General features: G+C 51.4%; 1 protein-coding gene (only partly in view). It reads left to right on the forward strand.

Features of this window, described 5'->3' with window-relative positions; translation table 11 throughout:
• Positions 1–19,584, forward strand: the 5' end (the start) of a protein-coding gene (locus MHH57_RS12060; RefSeq protein WP_342435122.1) for a non-ribosomal peptide synthase/polyketide synthase. The gene runs 22,623 nt beyond the window's last position; the window shows 19,584 of its 42,207 coding nt (coding positions 1–19,584); its start codon is at positions 1–3; its stop codon lies off the right edge, out of view.

Genomic DNA, 19,584 nt, shown 5'->3' on the forward strand with positions numbered 1-19,584 from the left:
ATGACTCAGCACAATGTTCAACTGTTTGCATTAAGCCAACCACAGCAACGTATTTGGTACACGGAGCTTGTGTATCCCAATCGCAACACGTCCACGATTATTACCACTGTTAAAATCAAGGGAACGGTTCGAATAAATGCATTGCAGCAGGCAATGAACCGGGTGATTGCACAAAACGATTCTTTTCGTATCAAAATCACGGCTCGGGATGGCATCCCCTATCAATATGTGGAACCGTTTGCTGCTCAAAGCATAGAAACGCTTCAGGTTACCCCGGAGGAAGCTGAGCTATGGGTCAGCCATCACAACGCACAGCCGTTCCCCTTACTGGATTCGCAGCTGTATCGGTTTACTATTTTGCAGCTGGGGGCAGAAGACACCTGGTTTAGTTTCAAGATGCATCATATTATTTCGGATGGCGTTACCATGGAGCAGGCCATTAATGAAATTACGGGGAATTATATGAATATTGTGCATGGTACAGGTTCAGATGCGCCGGCCCCAGCGAACTCATATCTCGATTTTATTCAGACGGAGCAAAGCTATGAGCAATCGGACCGCTATCAAAAGGATAAGATGTACTGGACGGAGAAATTTGCCAATTTGCCGGAGGTTACAGGTTTAAAATCGTACAATCCGCTCACAGTAAGCACGGCTGCACGCCGGGAGACCTATACACTGGAGCACGAATTATATCGTGGTGTCACGGCTTTTTGCGAGGCGCATAACATCAGTATTTTTACATTTTTCCTGGCTGCTCTGTATATTTATTTACATAAAACGACAGGTGAACAAGATTTAACGGTTGGTACATTGTATGCTAACCGTACGTTGAAGAAGGAAAAAAATACAATGGGCATGTTCGTCAGCACTGTGGCTACACGTTTGCAAGTTGAGCCGGAATCCGAGCTGCTTACTTTCCTACAGGGTGTTGGAAAGGAGCAGTCGTCCATTTTGCGGCATCAGCGTTATCCGTATAACAAAATCATACAGGATTTGCGTGAACAACAAAGCGGCACGGATATTGGCCGCCTGTTTGGCGTTACCATTCAGTACCGTACGCTGAGCTTCTCTCGTTTTGATGAAGCTGTTCAGCAGGTGCATACCGATTTCTGCGGAGATACAGTGAGTGACTTTGATATTGCCATGATTGATATGCTGGATGACGATAAACTTGTATTGCAACTGGATTATCGGACCGAGCTGTTCAGCGAGCAGGAAATCGCCCGAATTATTCGTCAATTCTTGAGTGTGGTTGAGCATATGGTGAAAGGGCCACAGCAGCGGATTCAGGAGTTGTCACTGATGAGTGACAAAGAGCGGGCACAAATTATGAATGTATTTAATGCGACCACAGTTCCCTTTCCAGACGATGTGGGGATTCATGAGTTATTCGAGAAACAGGCAGAATGTACACCAGATCAGACAGCGGTTATGTTTGGAAGTCAGAGTCTGACTTATCGGGAACTGAATGAACGGTCGAACTCATTGGCACGAATGCTTCAAGCACAGGGAGTAGGACCTGACAAGCTGGTCGGCCTGATGATGCAGCGCTCCGTGGAAATGATCGTAGGCCTGCTGGCTGTTCTAAAAGCAGGCGGTGCTTATGTGCCGATCGATCCTGAATTTCCGTCATCTCGTATTCAATACATGCTTGAAGACAGCAAGGCTGCAGTGCTTCTGACCAGTCGTGATCTGTTGGAAGAGCATCATTGCAATGCCAATGCAATATTTCTTGAGGATGCAGCATTGTATCAGGGAGAAAGCAACAACCTGGAGACGATTGCTCGCCCAGAGCATTTGGCTTACGTCATCTATACCTCTGGATCGACCGGAAATCCAAAAGGAGTTATGCTCCAGCATCGTTCGGTACTGAACTTTATTACCGGGATGCATGAAATCATTGACTTTGAAGCTGGCAAAACCATTTTGTCACTCACGACCATTTCATTCGATATTTTCGTCTTGGAAACCATCTTGCCACTGTTGGCCGGAATGACGGTTGTGCTTGGCGACCATCAGCATCAGGTGGACCCTCAGGCGCTGGGTGAGTTGATTGCTCATCATTCTATAGACATGTTGCAAATGACACCATCCCGGCTACAGATGCTGCTGGATCATGAAGCTGGTTCCCACGCGCTGCGAGGCGTGAAGGAAATCATGGTGGGAGGTGAAGCCCTTCCGTCCAAGCTGCTCGCAGCACTGCAAGAAATAAATGGTCCCCGTATTTATAACATGTACGGACCTACAGAAACGACGGTTTGGTCGACCGTACAGGAACTGACTCATGCTCAAGAAATTAATATAGGACGTCCGATCGCGAATACCCAAATCTATATCATGAATGCGAGCGGGGAATTGCAGCCAGTCGGTATGCCGGGCGAGTTATGTATTGCGGGGGAAGGATTGGCCCGTGGGTATTGGAATCTCGAAGATCTGACGGCAGAGAAATTTGTGGAAAATCCGTTTGCCGGAGGCAAAGAGGGCTATGAACGGATGTACCGTACAGGCGATTTGGCGAGATGGACACTGGATGGCAATATTGAATATTTGGGACGAATGGATCACCAGGTTAAAATCCGTGGCTACCGGATCGAACTGGGCGAGATCGAATCGCAGCTATTGCAGGTGGAGTCGGTACGAGAAGCGGCTGTCGTGGCCCGTGCGGACGAAACAACGGGTCAAAAACAAATGGTGGCGTACTATGTGGCCAGTCAAGAAATGGAAGCCAGTGAACTGAGAAGTGAGCTGGGGCGGGAGCTACCAAGCTATATGGTGCCGTCGTATTTCATTCAGTTAGAGCAGATGCCGTTGACACCGAACGGTAAAATCGACCGCAAGTCCCTGCCAGCACCGGAAGGCAGTCAGCAAAGCGGAGCGGATTATGAAGCGCCCCATACCGCGCCGGAACGGGCACTCGTGGCGATCTGGCAGTCTGCCTTGGGCGTGCCAACTGTAGGTATTTTGGACAATTTCTTTGATCTGGGCGGCGATTCCATCAAGGCGATTCAAATCGTATCCCGTGCGTTCCAGGTAGGCTACAAGCTGGATATGAAGGATCTGCTTCGCTGTCCAACCATCGCAGCATTGGCACCGTTTATGGTAAGTCGTATGGCAGATCAGGGAGAAGTGAGCGGGGAAACGGCATTGCTTCCGATCCATCATTGGTTCTTTGAACAGGAGCATGTAGACGCGCATCACTTTAATCAGGCGGTTATGCTGCACCGGGAGCAGGGCTTTGACGAAGCTGCTTTGCATCAGGCGCTAATCCAGTTGACCGAGCATCACGATGCACTACGGATGGTATTCAGGAAGACCGAGCAAGGCTACCAAGCGTGGAACCGCGGAATACAGGAAGGCGAGCTGTATCATCTGGACGTGCTAGACTTTAGGGCCTTGACGGATGAAGCCATTCTGAGCGCGACGATTGAGGCGAAAGCAACTGAAATTCAAAACAAAATGAATCTATCCGAAGGACCGCTGGTAAAGCTGGGTCTGTTCCGTTGCAACGATGCAGACCATTTGCTGGTGGCGATCCACCATTTGGTGGTTGATGATGTGTCTTGGCGTATTTTGCTGGAGGATTTGGCAACCGGCTATGAGCAGGCTTTACGGGGCGAGTCTGTCCGGTTGCCGAATAAGACGGATTCCTTCCGTCTGTGGGCAGACCAGCTATCCGCTTATGTGAGCAGTGCAGCGTTGGAGAAGGAGCGTGCGTATTGGGAACAAATTGAGCAAGTAGGGAAGAGCCAGGCATCCTTGCCTAAAGATTACACTCGTAAATCTCAGACCAAGCCACAGCTTCGCGATGATCGGACACTGACCGTAGCGTGGACGGTAGAAGAAACGGAACAATTCCTGAAACAAGCTCATCGGGCCTACAATACAGAAGCAAACGACCTGCTGCTGACAGCTCTGGGCACCGCAATCCAGGAGTGGGCAGGCATCCGTCAGGTGCTTGTAAATCTGGAGGGTCATGGACGGGAAGCCATTTTGCCGGATATGGATATCACGCGTACGGTCGGTTGGCTTACCAGCCAATTCCCGGTTGTACTCGATATGGGCGAGGATCGGAATGTGGGACGACGTGTCAAGAGCGTCAAGGAAGGGCTGCGTCGTGTGCCGCATAAAGGGATTGGATACGGGATTTTGAGATATCTTGCTGGCTGGGAAGGAGAAGCAGCTTTAGTTGTCGAGCCGGAAATCAGTTTTAACTATCTCGGACAATTCGATCAGGATTTAAAGCATAATGCATTCCGCATGTCTCCTTATTCCATCGGAGCTTCCATGAGTGACACGTTGACCAAGCGGTATGCTCTGGATATCAACGGCATGATCACGGACGGTGCACTGGAGCTGACAATCAGCTACAGCAACAAAATGTTTATGAAAAAATCAATCAAAAAGCTGGCTGATCTGCTTCAAGAGAGCTTGCGTGAGGTATTGGCTCACTGTGTGGGCAAAGAGTTGCCGGAGCTGACGCCAAGCGACTTGTCCTTCCAAGGACTGACGGCTGGAGAGCTGGATCATATTGTAGAGCAGACGGCTGCTGCGGGAGAACTGGAAAACATTTATTCGCTCACACCCATGCAAAAAGGCATCCTGTTCCACGGCCTAATGGAGCCGAAATCCGGGGCGTACTTTGAGCAGGCGACATTTGATCTGCAAGGCAGCTTTCAAGTGGAGGCTTTTGCCGAAAGCTTAAATCAACTAGTAGATCGCCATCAAATATTCAGAACGAATTTTTATAGCGGATGGAATGAGCAGCCTTTACAGGTGGTGTACCGTCACAAGCACGCCGGGTTCCGTTTTGAAGATGTACGTTCGATGGAACAAGGTGAGCAGGACGCATACATTGCTGATTTTGCTGAGCGCGACAAAGCCGAAAGCTTTCATTTCAGCTCAGGCGAGCTGATGCGGGTGTCTGTTTTGCGTACAGGCGAGGAGTCGTACCATTTTGTGTGGAGCTTCCATCATATTTTGATGGACGGCTGGTGCTTGTTCCTGGTTGTCGGGGAAGCCTTCAACACGTATTTTGCCATCCTCGAAGACCGCAAACCGGAGTTAGCCTCAGTAACGCCTTACAGCGAATATATTGAATGGCTGGATCGGCAGGACAACGTGGAGGCTGAACGGTTCTGGCGTGATTATTTTGCTGGTTTTGAGCAGCAAACAGTGCTGCCTCAGGCGAAGCAACTGGACGGTCACGCCAAGGGATATGAAGGGGATAAGCTTTCGTTTACACTGGGCCACGAAGTGACCAAGCAGATGAACAAGCTGGTCAAGCAGCAGCAGGTAACGGTTAATACACTGCTACAAGCGGCGTGGGGCGTTGTGCTGCAACGGTATAACAACAGTCGGGATGTTGTATTTGGCAGTGTCGTATCCGGCAGATCAGCGGATATTCCGGACATCGATAAAATGATTGGTTTGTTCATTAATACGGTTCCTGTACGGATTCACAGTGAGAAAGATATTACGTTTGCTGCGTTAATGAAGCAGATACAGGAGCAGGCACTGGCTTCCCGTGCCTATGAAACCTATCCGTTGTATGAAATTCAGGCCCTGACTGAGCAGAAACAGGACCTGGTGAACCATATTATGGTGTTTGAAAACTATCCGGTGGAACAGCGTATGGAGCACATGGGGAGCCGTGACACGAACGGTTTTACGATTGTTAATGCTTCAATGTCAGAGCAAACGAATTATGATTTTAACATTACGGTTGTGCCAGGCGATGAAATAGACATTCATTTGGAATTCAACGCGCTGGTGTTTGAACGTGCAGCTGTCGAGCAAATCCGCGAGCATTTGCTGCATATGATTGAAGAAGCGATTCACAGACCAGATGCGCTGGTAGATGAGTTGGAGCTGGTGACTGCTGCGGAAAAAGCAAAAATCATCGATGGTTTTGGATCCGTGGGCGTATCTGCATGGAGTGACGAAAAAGAATCTGAATTGTTGTTCCATGCCTATGTGGAAGAACAAGCGCAGCTTGTGCCGGATCACGTGGCAGTGGTATACGAGGAGCGGCAGCTTACGTATCGCGAGCTGAACGAGCGTGCGAACCAGCTTGCCCGCCGATTGCGGATTGAGGGCATTGGGCGCGAATCCATTGTTGGTATTTTGAGCGAGCGATCGGTGGACATGATGGTCGGCGTACTGGCGGTGTGGAAGGCCGGCGGTGCATACGTGCCACTGGATGCAGATTATCCTTCAGAACGTATCCGCTTTATGCTCGAGGACAGCGGTGCGACAGTGCTGCTAACGCAAACAGGTTTGCAGGAGCGCGCGCAGGCATGGCTGGAGGAAAGCCGACAGGCCTTGGTCGGAGGGCAATCTGAGGGAGAGTTGGAGACAGCGGCTGGCGCTGAAACGATGGAAAGAGACAGCCTGAATGAAGAATTAAGCTTGAAATCAAATTCGGAGTCTGACAGCGAAGCAGCATCCGAATCCGCAGCGGACTTGCGTCTGCATACTGTACTGGCACTGGACGATGAGTCGCTGTACACCGGGGATGCCACGGATGTGGAACATATCAACGAGCCGCAGGATCTGGCATATGTGATCTACACCTCCGGTACAACGGGACGTCCGAAGGGTGTCATGATCGAGCATCACAGTTTGGTAAACACAGCCGCGGCATACCGCCGGGATTACCGTCTAAATCAGTTCCCGGTACGCCTGTTACAACTGGCAAGTTTCTCCTTCGACGTATTCGTCGGCGATATCGCGCGGGCACTTTATAACGGTGGCACGATGGTTATCTGTCCAAAAGACGACCGGATTGATCCGAGCCGTCTGTACGGCTGGATTCACGATTACCAAATTACGGTGTTCGAATCCACACCGGCTTTAATCGTACCGTTTATGCAGCATGTGCATGAACAGGGCCTTGACATGAGCAGTCTGGAACTGCTGATCACCAGCTCGGATAGCTGCAGCGTGACGGATTATCGGGTGCTGCAAGAACGGTTTGGCGCAGATATTCGCATTATGAACAGCTATGGCGTCACGGAAGCGGCGATTGACTCCAGCTTCTACGACGAAGAACTGTCAAAGCTGCCAAGTAGCGGCAGTGTGCCGATTGGTCAGGCATGGCTGAACGCACGCTTCTACATCGTGGACAGCCAGCTGAATCCGGTGCCGATCGGTGTGCTGGGTGAGCTGTGCATTGGCGGTGCTGGCGTGGCACGAGGCTACCTGAACCGTGCAGACCTGACGGCCGAGAAGTTCGTAGCGAATCCGTATGTAGCCGGTGAACGATTGTACCGCACAGGTGACCTGGCGCGGTGGATGCCAGACGGCAATGTGGACTTTATCGGCCGGATGGACTATCAGGTCAAAATCCGGGGCTACCGGATTGAGCTGGGCGAGATTGAAACGGCAATCCAGCGGGTGCCGGGTGTGCGTCAAGCGGTAGTCATCGACCGGACGGATGAGCGTGGACACAAGTACTTGTGCGGATACATCACAGGAGAAACCGAGCTGCGGATCGAGGAAGTACAGGCCGAGCTAGAAGCAGGACTGCCAGCACATATGGTACCTGCACGTTTGATGCGTCTGGAGACCTTGCCACTGACCCACAATGGAAAAATCGACCGTAAGGCCTTGCCGGAGCCCGAAGGAAGCATCCATACCGGCGCAGCCTATGTGGCTCCACGTACTGCGGTAGAACAGGTATTAGCTTCAGTGTGGGCGGGAGTGCTTGGTGTCGAAACGGTAGGCACGCAGGATAACTTCTTTGAACTGGGTGGCGATTCGATCAAAGCACTGCAAGTATCGTCCCGCTTGCTGCAAGCAGGCTATCGACTGGAGATGAAAGACCTGTTCAGCAATCCGACAGTAGCGGCACTCAGTCCGTTGCTTCGTACAGATGGCAAGATGGCCAGTCAGGAAGAGGTCGTAGGCCAGGTGGAACTGACACCTATTCAGCGGTGGTTTTTCGAGCAGCAGCCTGCTGATCTGCACCACAGCAATCAGGCGATGATGCTGTACCGAGCTGGGCGCTTTGACGTCGACGCGCTACGCCGTACAATGGACCGTATTGTCCAGCATCATGACGCATTGCGCACGGTATTCCGTGAGAGGGAGCAGGGCTATGCCGCTTGGAACCGCAGTGTAGAGGAAGGCGAGCTATACACACTGGACATCGTAGATTTTAGAGGAATGGAGAACGAATCTGCCGCTGTCGAAGCCAAGGCGAGTGAAGTTCAAGCAGGCATTCATTTGAGCGAGGGTCCGCTTGTGAAGCTCGGTCTGTTCCATTGCGCTGAGGGCGACCATTTATTAATGGTCATTCATCATTTGGTTGTGGACGGCGTATCGTGGCGTATTTTGCTGGAGGACTTGGCGTCCGGTTATGAGCAGGCTGTTGCAGGTAAAACAGGCACAGCTATTCGACTGCCGCATAAAACAGATTCGTTCCAGGTATGGGCCAAACAACTGTCAGCCTATGCGAATCGGGCGACGATGGAGCGTGAGCTAGCCTACTGGCAGCATATCGAACAAGCAGAAGCGAGTCTGGCGAAGCCTTTGCCAAAGGATTTTGCGAAGGATAAAGCCCTGCTCGGAGACAGTGAGGTTGTGACGGTCCGCTGGACGAAGCAGGAAACCGAGCAGTTGCTCAAACAAGCTCATCGCGCATACAACACGGAAATGAATGACCTGTTGCTGGCTGCGCTCGGAAAAGCCGTATATGACTGGTCTGGTTCCGAACGAGTGCTGGTCAACCTGGAGGGCCATGGACGGGAAGCCATTGTACCGGATGTGGATATTACGCGGACAGTCGGTTGGTTTACGAGCCAGTTCCCGGTTGTACTGGATGGAAGTCTGGGCCAGGGCGGAAATACCGCTCGTCTGATCAAACGGATCAAGGAAGGGCTGCGTCATATTCCGCAGAAAGGCATCGGCTATGGTATTTTACGATACCTGTCGGATACGAATGTTCTGGAGAAACCAGGCGTGCAGTTAAAGGCTCAGCCTGAGATCAGTTTTAACTATTTGGGCCAATTCGATCAGGATTATAAAGGCAATGATCTGGAGCCTTCCTCCTATTCCATCGGTGTGCCTGTCAGCACGAATGCGGCTATGGATTTTGCACTGGATATCAATGGAGTCATCGAGGATGGAGAACTGATTTTCACGATTCGCTACGGTACAACGCAATTCCGTCATGAGACGATTGCACGACTTGGAGAGCTGCTGGCATCCGGCTTGCGTGAGGTGATTCATCATTGTGTCGCCCAAGAAAGAACGGTGCTGACCCCAAGTGATGTCCTGTTAAACCATGTAACGCTGGATGAGCTGGAGCAATTGGTGAAGGATACGCAAGATATGGGTGAGCTGGAAAATGTGTATGCTTTGACACCGATGCAAAAGGGCATGCTCTTCTTCAGTCTGATGGATGAAAATTCGGCAGCTTATTTTGAACAGGCCACCTTTGAATTGAACGGGCGTTTTGATGTGGTTGCTTTCGGTAAAAGCTTTGACCTGCTCGTACAGCGTCATGAGGCATTACGGACGAACTTTATCAGTTCATGGAAGGATGAGCCTGTACAGGTCGTCTTCCGCAACCGTAGCGGAGAATTATATTATGAAGACTTGCGCGGACTAGAAAAAGAGGAACGAGAAGCTCGTGTTGAAGCTTTTGCCATCGAGGACAAAGCGAAAGGATTCAATCTCGCAGAGGATGCACTCATTCGTGTCTCCATTTTGCAAACTGGGGATGAAACGTATCACTTTGTTTGGAGCTTCCATCACATTTTGATGGATGGCTGGTGCTTGTCCTTTATGACACAGGAGGTATTTGGCAGCTATCTGACACTGCGCGCCGGTCATGAGCCAGCGCTGGAGCCTGTCACGCCGTTCAGTCGATTTATCGAATGGCTGGAACGTCAGGATCGTGAGGCAGCTTTGCAATATTGGCGTGGGTATCTGGCGGACTATGAGCAGCAAATTACGCTTCCTCAGCAAAAAACACAGCCTAAATCGATGCAAGCCGGGCTATATGTCGCTGAAGATCTGGAATGTGACTTCCAGCCAGAGCTGGTTGCTCAGATCGAACGGGTAGCGAAGCAAAATCAGGTCACGATCAATACGCTGATTCAAACCGTATGGGGCGTTCTGTTGCAAAAATATAACAACAGTACGGATGTCGTGTTCGGCAGCGTTGTGTCCGGTCGCCCGGGAGATATTCCAGGCGTGGAGCACATGATCGGGCTATTTATCAATACAATTCCAGTGCGTGTGCAGTCTGAACCAGGTGAAAGTTTTGTCGAGCTGATGAAACGAACACAGCGGCAGGCGCTGGCTTCCAATGCCTACGATGCGTTCCCGCTGTATGAAATTCAAGCACTGACCGAGCAGAAGCAGGATTTAATCAATCATATTATGATTTTTGAAAATTATCCGGTGGAGCAGCAGGTAGAACAGTTAGGCGGCGATGGGCAGAATAAATTTACGATTTCGAACGTGGTGTCTACAGAGGCAACCAACTATGATCTGAACGTCGTCGTGATGCCGGGAGAAGGCATCAAGATTCGTTTTATGTATAACACGCTCAGCTTTGATCAAGCAGGCATTGAGCGTTTGTATGGACATTTTGCACGTTTGCTGGAGCAAATTTCGCTCAATCCGCATGTTCGGGTGGAAGAACTGGAACTACTCACAGCAGCAGAAAAACAACAGATTACAGCGGCCTTTAATGATACCGCTTGTGCATTCCCATGCAAACAGACGATCCATCAGCTGTTCGAGGAGCAGGTAGAATATACGCCGGATCAGGTAGCATTGGTGTTTGGACATCAGCGTCTGACGTATCGGGAGCTGAATGAACGGGCCAATTCATTGGCACGAATGCTTCGAGCCCAGGGAGTAGGACCAGACAAGCTGGTCGGTCTGATGGTACAGCGCTCCGTGGAAATGATCGTAGGTCTGCTGGCCGTGCTAAAAGCAGGCGGTGCTTATGTGCCGATTGATCCCGAATTTCCATCCTCTCGTATTGCATACATGCTGGAAGACAGCGAGGCCGCAGTGCTTCTGACCCGTCGTGAACTGGCAGAAGAACACCATTGCCATGCCAATACCCTGTTTCTTGAGGATGCCGCATTGTATCAGGGAGAAAGTAGCAACCTGGAGACGATTGCCCGCCCAGAGCATTTGGCTTATGTCATCTATACGTCGGGTTCGACTGGAAATCCGAAAGGAGTTATGCTCCAGCATCGCTCGGTCCTCAACTTTATTACTGGGATGCGCGAAGTCATTGATTTTGAAGCGAGCCAAACCATGTTGTCACTGACGACCATTTCATTCGATATTTTCGTATTGGAAACCATTCTCCCCCTGTTGGGTGGAATGACGGTTGTGCTTGGCGACAGCCAGCATCAGGTGAATCCTCAGGCACTTGGTGAGTTGATTACTCAACATTCGATTGAGATGTTGCAAATGACCCCATCTCGGCTGCAGATGCTGTTGGGTCATGAAGCAGGTTCCCGCGCGCTGCAAAGCGTGAAGGCAATTATGGTTGGGGGCGAAGCACTTCCATCCAAGCTGCTCGCAGCATTGCAAGAAATAAACGGTCCCCGTATTTATAACATGTACGGACCTACAGAAACGACGGTGTGGTCGGCCGTGCAGGAACTGACCCATGCTCAAGAGATTAATATCGGACGTCCTATCGCGAATACCCAAATCTATATCATGAATGCGAGTGGAGAATTGCAGCCCGTCGGTGTGCCGGGCGAGTTATGTATTGCCGGGGAAGGATTGGCCCGTGGATATTGGAAACGTGAAGAACTGACGGCCGAGAAATTTGTGATTAATCCGTTTGCTGGGGGTAAGGCAGGCCATGAGCGGATGTACCATACAGGCGATTTGGCGAGATGGACGCCGGACGGCAACATTGAATATTTGGGGCGGATGGACCATCAGGTGAAAATTCGGGGCTACCGAATCGAACTGGGCGAGATCGAATCGCAGCTGTTGCAGGTGGAGTCGGTACAAGAAGCGGTCATCATGGCTCGTGGGGACGAAACGGGTCAAACACAGCTCGTGGCGTACTATGTGGCGAGTCAAGAACTGGGAGCCGGTGAGCTGAGACATGAGCTGGGACAAGAACTGCCAAGCTATATGATGCCGTCGTATTTCATCTGGTTGGAGCAGATGCCGCTGACACCGAACGGTAAAATCGACCGCAAGTCCCTGCCAGCACCGGAAGGCAATCTGCACAGCGGTGCGGATTATGTAGCGCCACGCACTGCACCGGAACGAGCGCTTGTAGCGGTCTGGCAGTCCGTCCTGGGTGTGCCAACCGTCGGTATGTTGGACAATTTCTTTGATCTGGGTGGCGATTCGATCAAGGCGATTCAAATCGTATCGCGTGCATTCCAGGCCGGCTACAAGCTGGACATGAAGGATTTGTTCCGCTATCCCATCGTCGCAACCCTGGCATCGCATATGCATGAGGTCAGTCGTATGGCAGATCAGGGAGAAGTAAGCGGAGAAACGGCGTTGCTTCCGATCCAGCACGAGTTCTTTGCGCAGGAGCAAGTAGACGTGCATCACTTTAATCAGGCGGTTATGCTGCACCGGGAGCAGGGGTTTGACGAGTCGGCTCTGCGTCAGGCGCTTGGCAAGCTGACAAAGCATCATGATGCTTTGCGAATGGTGTTCAGCAAGACCGCGCAAGGCTATAAAGCATGGAACCGTGGAATACAGGAAGGCGAGCTGTATCAGCTGGACGTGCTGGACTTTAGGGATATAACGGATGAAGCCATGCTCAGCGTGGCAATGGAGGCGAAAGCTACCGAAATTCAAAGCAGTATCCAACTGCATGAAGGGCCGCTGTTTAAAGCAGGTTTGTTCCACTGTGTAGATGGCGATCATTTGCTGATGCTGATTCACCATTTGGTGGTGGACGGGGTATCCTGGCGTATTTTGTTTGAGGATTTGACTACTGCCTATGAACAGGCCATCCATGAAGAGGTGCTTCAGTTACCGGACAAAACGGATTCCTTCCGTTCCTGGTCACAAAAACTTTCCGAGTATGCGAATAGCACAGCCATGGACAGTGAACACGCCTACTGGGAACAATGGAACGCAGCCGCTTTGTCTGACCAAGTACGCTTGCCTGAGGATCAAGCGCAGGCTGACTCGTTTACTTTGGCTGACACCGATACAGTGGTTTTCCAGCTTACGGAAGAAGAGACAGAGAGATTATTGAAGCAAGCACACCGCGCATATAACACGGAAGTGAACGATCTGTTGCTGACGGCTTTGGGCATGATGCTGTACACATGGACCGGCCATGAACGTAGCCTGATCAATCTGGAGGGACACGGACGTGAGAACATTTTACCGGATACGGATCTTTCTCGTACGGTAGGCTGGTTTACGAGTCCATATCCGGTATGGCTGGACATCGGTCGTGATCCAGCTTTGTCGGGACGCATCAAACAGGTCAAAGAGAGTCTGCGTGATATTCCGAATCAAGGAATGGGCTACGGAATTTGGAGATATTTGAGTGAATCTGGCCAAGCCATGGGTCAGCAAGCAGATGCACTGAATCTTGCTCAACATCAAGCTTTTGCTGAGCCGCAAGTGAGCTTTAACTATCTCGGACAGTTTGATCAGGACTTGCAAAACAACGATCTGCGTAGGTCTCCTTATTCGATGGGATCGGTCGTTAGTGACCGGACGAAGATGAAATTTGCGCTCGATGTGAGCGGAATCGTAACGAACGGCATCCTGGAACTGGACATTCGGTATAACAGCAAAGCCTTCCGTAAAGATACGGTCCAAATGTTAGCCAACCTGTTGAAATCCAATCTGCTTGAAGTTATCGAGCATTGTGTTACACGAGATCGGATCGAATTAACTCCAAGTGATGTACTGTTCAAAGGTCTGACCCTGGAGCAATTAGATGCGATTAAGGAGCAGACCCAGACGGTTGGGGAATTGGAAAATGTGTACCCGCTAACGCCCATGCAAAAGGGCATGCTGTTCCACAGTCTAATGAATGCTGAAACAGGCGTGTATTTTGAACAGGCGACCTTTGATATGGAGGGCCATTTTGCACCGTCCACATTCGAGGAAAGTCTGAAGCTGCTGGTTAGTCGACATGCTATATTACGGACGAATTTCTACAGCGGCTGGCATGGTCAACCCTTGCAAATCGTCTATCGCCATAAAAGTCCGAGCTTCTTTTATGAGGACGTTAGAGGGCGTGAACAGGCTGTAGCTGAATTTGTGGCCCAGGACAAAGCTCGAGGCTTTGATTTAAGCAAGGATGCGCTTATGCGAGTATCCGTCTTCCGCACGGGTGAAAGCTCATACCGTTTTGTATGGAGCTTCCATCATATTGTGATGGACGGCTGGTGCCTGTCGCTGATGACAGACGAAGTGTTTGGTGCCTATGCTGCCTTGCTGGAGAACAAGCAGCCAGAGCTCGCACCTGTCAAGCCGTATAGTGACTATATCGAATGGTTGCAAGATCAGGATGCACAGGAAGCGACCCGTTATTGGAGTGACTATTTGGCAGGCTTTGAGCAGCAAACCTTGTTGCCTGGTGAGAATGCGCAAGCTTCTGTAGCCGCACGGGATGAAGAACCAGACGGAAGTGGTGGAAGTTCAAATTCTGGCTATGTTTCGGAAAAGCTGCCATTTATGTTGGGTAAAGAACGGAGTGCCGCATTAAACCAAATGGCCAAGCAACAACATGTCACGATTAACACCTTGCTGCAAAGTGTGTGGGGCGTTATTTTACAGCAATACAATAATAATCAGGATGTTGTGTTTGGTGGTGTGGTATCCGGTCGTCCGGCAGACATTCCAGGTGTGGAGAACATGATTGGATTGTTTATCAATACCATACCGGTTCGGATTCAAAGTGAACGGAATGCTACATTTGCTGAAGTATTGCAGCGCACACAGGAACAGGCTTTGGCCTCCAGTGTCTATGATACGTTTCCGCTCTACGATATTCAGGCACGGACTGAACAAAAACAAGACCTGATTCATCACATCATGGTCTTTGAAAACTACCCGATTGGGCAGCAGATGAAGCAGATGGGCGGTTCCGGCGAGACAAAGGCACAAACAGGCTTCTCGATTGCCAATGTGGCACTTGCCGAGCAAACCAACTACGATTTTAACCTGATTGTCGTGCCTGACGAGGATATCTCTATCCTGCTTGAATACAATGCTCTGGTGTATAACCGGTCTGCTATGGAGCGTATCCAGGGCCATATCGACCATGTCATCAGGCAAATTGTGGACAATCCGAATATCCGTGTGAATGAGCTGGAATTGGTAACACCAGAAGAACAGGCACAGATCGTTCAGGTTTGGGGGGATACGGCGGTAGCCTATCCACAGGATCAGACGCTAAGTGCACTGTTCGAGCAGCAGGCCACGAACACGCCGGATCAGGTGGCAGTGTTGTGCGGATCGGAATCGTTGACCTACGCGGAGTTGAATGAGCGAGCGAACCGTTTGGCTCGGACGCTGCGTGCGGAAGGTGTTGAACCGGATCAACCAGTCGGTATTCTGGTCCGCCGTTCGCTGGAGATGATCGTAGGCATCTACGCGATCCTCAAGGCAGGCGGAGCCTATGTGCCAATCGATCCGGAATATCCGGCCGACCGCATCCGCTTTATGCTGGAGGACTCGGGCGCGAAGCTGGTGCTGACGCAAGCGCATCTGGCGGAGCAAGCATCGCTGAGTTTCAACGGCCAGGTGCTGGTACTGGACCGCGAGAACATCTATCACGAAGATGGCTCGAATCTGGAGCCTCTGGCGGGGCCGCACCATGTTGCGTACGTCATCTATACCTCTGGCTCCACCGGAAAACCGAAGGGTGTGATGGTGGAGCACCATTCCGTGCTGAACCGGATTTTGTGGATGCATGATCGTTACGGCTTGAGTGCGGAAGATACGATCCTACAAAAGACCGCTTTCACCTTCGACGTGTCAGTGTGGGAGCTGTTCTGGTGGTCGATGGTCGGCTCGAAGGTAAGCCTGTTGTCCGTGGGCGGGGAAAAGAACTCGGAAGAGATCGTCGACACGATTGCCCGCGATGGCGTAACCACGATGCACTTTGTACCCGCTATGCTGCATGCGTTTCTGGAGTACGTGGAGCAGCAGCCACGGGAAGTGATGCAAGCGAAACTGGCAACGCTGCGCCATGTCTTTGCCAGTGGTGAAGCATTGCCACCACAGCATGTGGCCCGGTTCCAACAGCTTGTATCGAGCCTTGCGGGAGCGAAGCTGATCAACCTGTACGGCCCAACCGAAGCGACGGTGGACGTATCGTACTTTGATTGCGAGCCGGATGGGGAATATACAGTCATTCCCATCGGGAAACCGATTCAAAACATTCGTCTGTACATCGTGAAGGAAGGCACGGAGCAATTGCAGCCGATCGGGGTTGCAGGGGAGCTGTGCATCGGTGGTGTCGGTGTGGCACGAGGTTATCTGAACCGTCCGGAGTTGACGACCGAGAAATTTGTAACTGATCCGTTTTCGGGTGGTGAAGCAGGCTATGAACGGATGTATCGCACCGGCGATTTGGCGAGATGGATGCCGGACGGCAACATTGAATATCTGGGCCGGATCGACCATCAGGTGAAAATCCGGGGCTACCGGATTGAGCTGGGCGAGGTGGAATCGCAGCTGCTCCAAGTGGAATCGGTACGCGAAGCCGTCGTCATGGCTCGTGCGGCTGAAACGGGCCAAAAACAAATGGTGGCCTACTATGTTGCGGGGCAAGAGATAGGAGCCAGTGAGCTGAGAAGTGAGCTGGGCCGGGAGCTGCCAAGCTACATGGTGCCATCGTACTTTGTACAGCTGGAGCAAATGCCGCTGAGTCCCAATGGCAAAATTGACCGCAAGGCCTTGCCGGCACCGGAAGGCAGCCTGCAAACTGGAGCCGATTATGCAGAGCCGCGTACCACACCAGAACGCGCTTTGGTAGCGGTCTGGCAGTCGGTACTGGGACTACAGACGGTCGGTATTTTGGACAATTTCTTTGATCTGGGCGGCGATTCGATCAAGGCCATTCAAATCGCATCTCGTGCGTTCCAGGCCGGCTATAAGCTGGACATGAAGGATTTGTTCCAGTATCCAACGGTTGCAACACTGGCACCGCATATGCATGAGGTCAGCCGTATGGCAGATCAAGGAGAAGTGAGCGGGGAAACCGCGTTGCTACCGATCCAGCATTGGTTCTTTGCGCAGGAGCGCGAGCGTCCGCAGCACTTTAATCAAGCGGTCATGCTCTATCGCGCTGAGGGCTTTAACGAGGCAGTGGTTCGGCAAGTCATGGATCACCTTGTGAAGCATCATGATGCGCTTCGTACGGTTTTCCGTCAGGATTCCTCTGGTTATACGGCTTGGACACGCGGTGTAGATGAAGGCGCGTTGTATACGCTGGAAACCGAAGACTACCGTGAACAAGTAGCCTATGCGGAAGCGCTGGAAGCGAAGGCAAATGAAATTCAAAGCAGCATTCACCTGTCCGAAGGACCGCTGGTGAAGCTGGGATGGTTCCGCACAGCCGAAGGCGACCATCTGCTAATCGCCATTCACCACTTGGTGGTGGACGGAGTGTCGTGGCGGATTCTGTTCGAAGATTTCTCGACAGGCTACGAGCAGGCGAGCAAGGGTGAGCCTGTACGATTGCCCTATAAAACGGATTCCTTCCAAGCATGGGCACGGGAGTTGTCGTCTTACGCCAACCGTCCTGAGGCTGCCTCGGATGAAGTTTATTGGAAGCAGCTGGAACAGGCCAAAGCCGAAGCGGCGCCGCTGCCTAAGGATTTTGCCTATGAGGGCTCCTTAAACGCAGACAGCGAAGTGCTGACGGTAGAGTGGACCGAAGCTGAAACGCAGCAGCTGTTAAAGCAGGTCCATCGCGCCTATAACACCGAGGTCAATGATTTGCTGCTGACCGCGCTGGGACTGGCGGTGCACAATTGGACAGGCGCAGGACAGGTACTGGTGAACCTGGAGGGCCATGGCCGGGAAGCGATCCTGCCAGAGCTGGATATGACACGTACCGTAGGCTGGTTTACGAGCTTGTATCCAGTGCTGCTGGAGACCGACAAGGAAATGACACTGGCTCAGCGGATTAAAGAAACGAAGGAAGGCCTGCGCCGGATTCCGCATAAAGGGCTAACCTATGGCACTTGGCGCTACCTGTCCCCTGCGTCCGGATCAGGTGAAGCGCATGCGATTGCAGCAGAACCGGAAATCAGCTTTAACTATTTGGGTCAGGTCGATCAGGATCTACAAAACAGTGGAATCACATTGTCATCCTATAGTGCAGGGGAGACAGAGGATGCACATTCACCGCTGCAATATACGCTGGATTTAAACGCGATGATCTCGGAAGGCACGCTGCGCTTGACGATTGCTTACAGCCGCAAGCAGTATCGCAAAGAAACGCTGGAACGTGTGGCAGGACTGCTGCAATCCGCTTTGCAAGAGGTGATTACGCATTGCGTCGCTCAAAAGCAGCCTCAGCTGACTCCAAGTGATGTGTCCTTTAAAGGTTTGACGACTGGAGAGCTGGAACAGATCGCGGAACAGGCAACACGTATCGGTGAGCTGGAAAATGTATACGCACTGACGCCGATGCAAAAGGGGATGCTCTTTTACAATCTGATGGATTCGCAATCGGGAGCATATTTTGAACAGGCCTCCTTTGATCTGCGAGGACATTTTAATATCGCTGCATTTGCGGCCAGTTTGGATGTTTTAATGCAGCGGCATACGGTACTGCGCACGAACTTCTACAGCGGCTGGCAGGATGAACCGCTTCAGGTTGTGTACCGCAATAAGCGCAGTGAACTGTATGTGGAAGATTTGCGGGATATGAAGGACGAGCAGCAAAACGAATACATGCTCGAATTTACGCGTAAAGACAAGCAAAGAGGCTTTGACCTAGCACAAGACGCCTTGATGCGTGTCGCTGTGTTGCGCACAGGTGAGGAGACGTACCGTTTTGTATGGAGTTTCCATCATATCGTGATGGATGGCTGGTGCTTGTCGCTGGTGACCAACGAAGTGTTTGCGAGCTATTTTGCGATCCTGGCCCATAAACAACCGGAACTGGCCCCTGTAACGCCGTACAGTCAATATATCGAATGGCTGGAGCAGCAGGATCGTCAGGCCGCATCAAGCTACTGGAGCAAGGTTCTGGAAGGATATGAGGAGCAGTCTCGTTTGCCACAGGCTAAAATTCAGGGCAAAACGGGGTATCAGTCGGAGCGTTTAGATTTTGATTTGGGCGCGGATCTCACAGCTGGTATTCAGCGCATAGCCAAGCGTTATCAGGTGACGATCAATACGTTGATGCAGACCGTTTGGGGCCTTTTGCTGCAAAAATATAATGGCACCGATGATGTCGTGTTTGGCAGCGTGGTATCTGGACGTCCGGCAGACATTCCGAATGTGGAGCACATCATTGGTCTGTTTATCAATACGATTCCGGTGCGTATCCGTAGTCAAGTGGGTAGTCTATTCTCCGATGTGATGAAGCAAACCCAAGAGCAATCGATTGCTTCCCATGCCTATGATACGTAT

This window comes from Paenibacillus sp. FSL H7-0442, assembly GCF_038593105.1.
GTDB classification, from domain to species: Bacteria; Bacillota; Bacilli; order Paenibacillales; family Paenibacillaceae; genus Paenibacillus; species Paenibacillus polymyxa_D.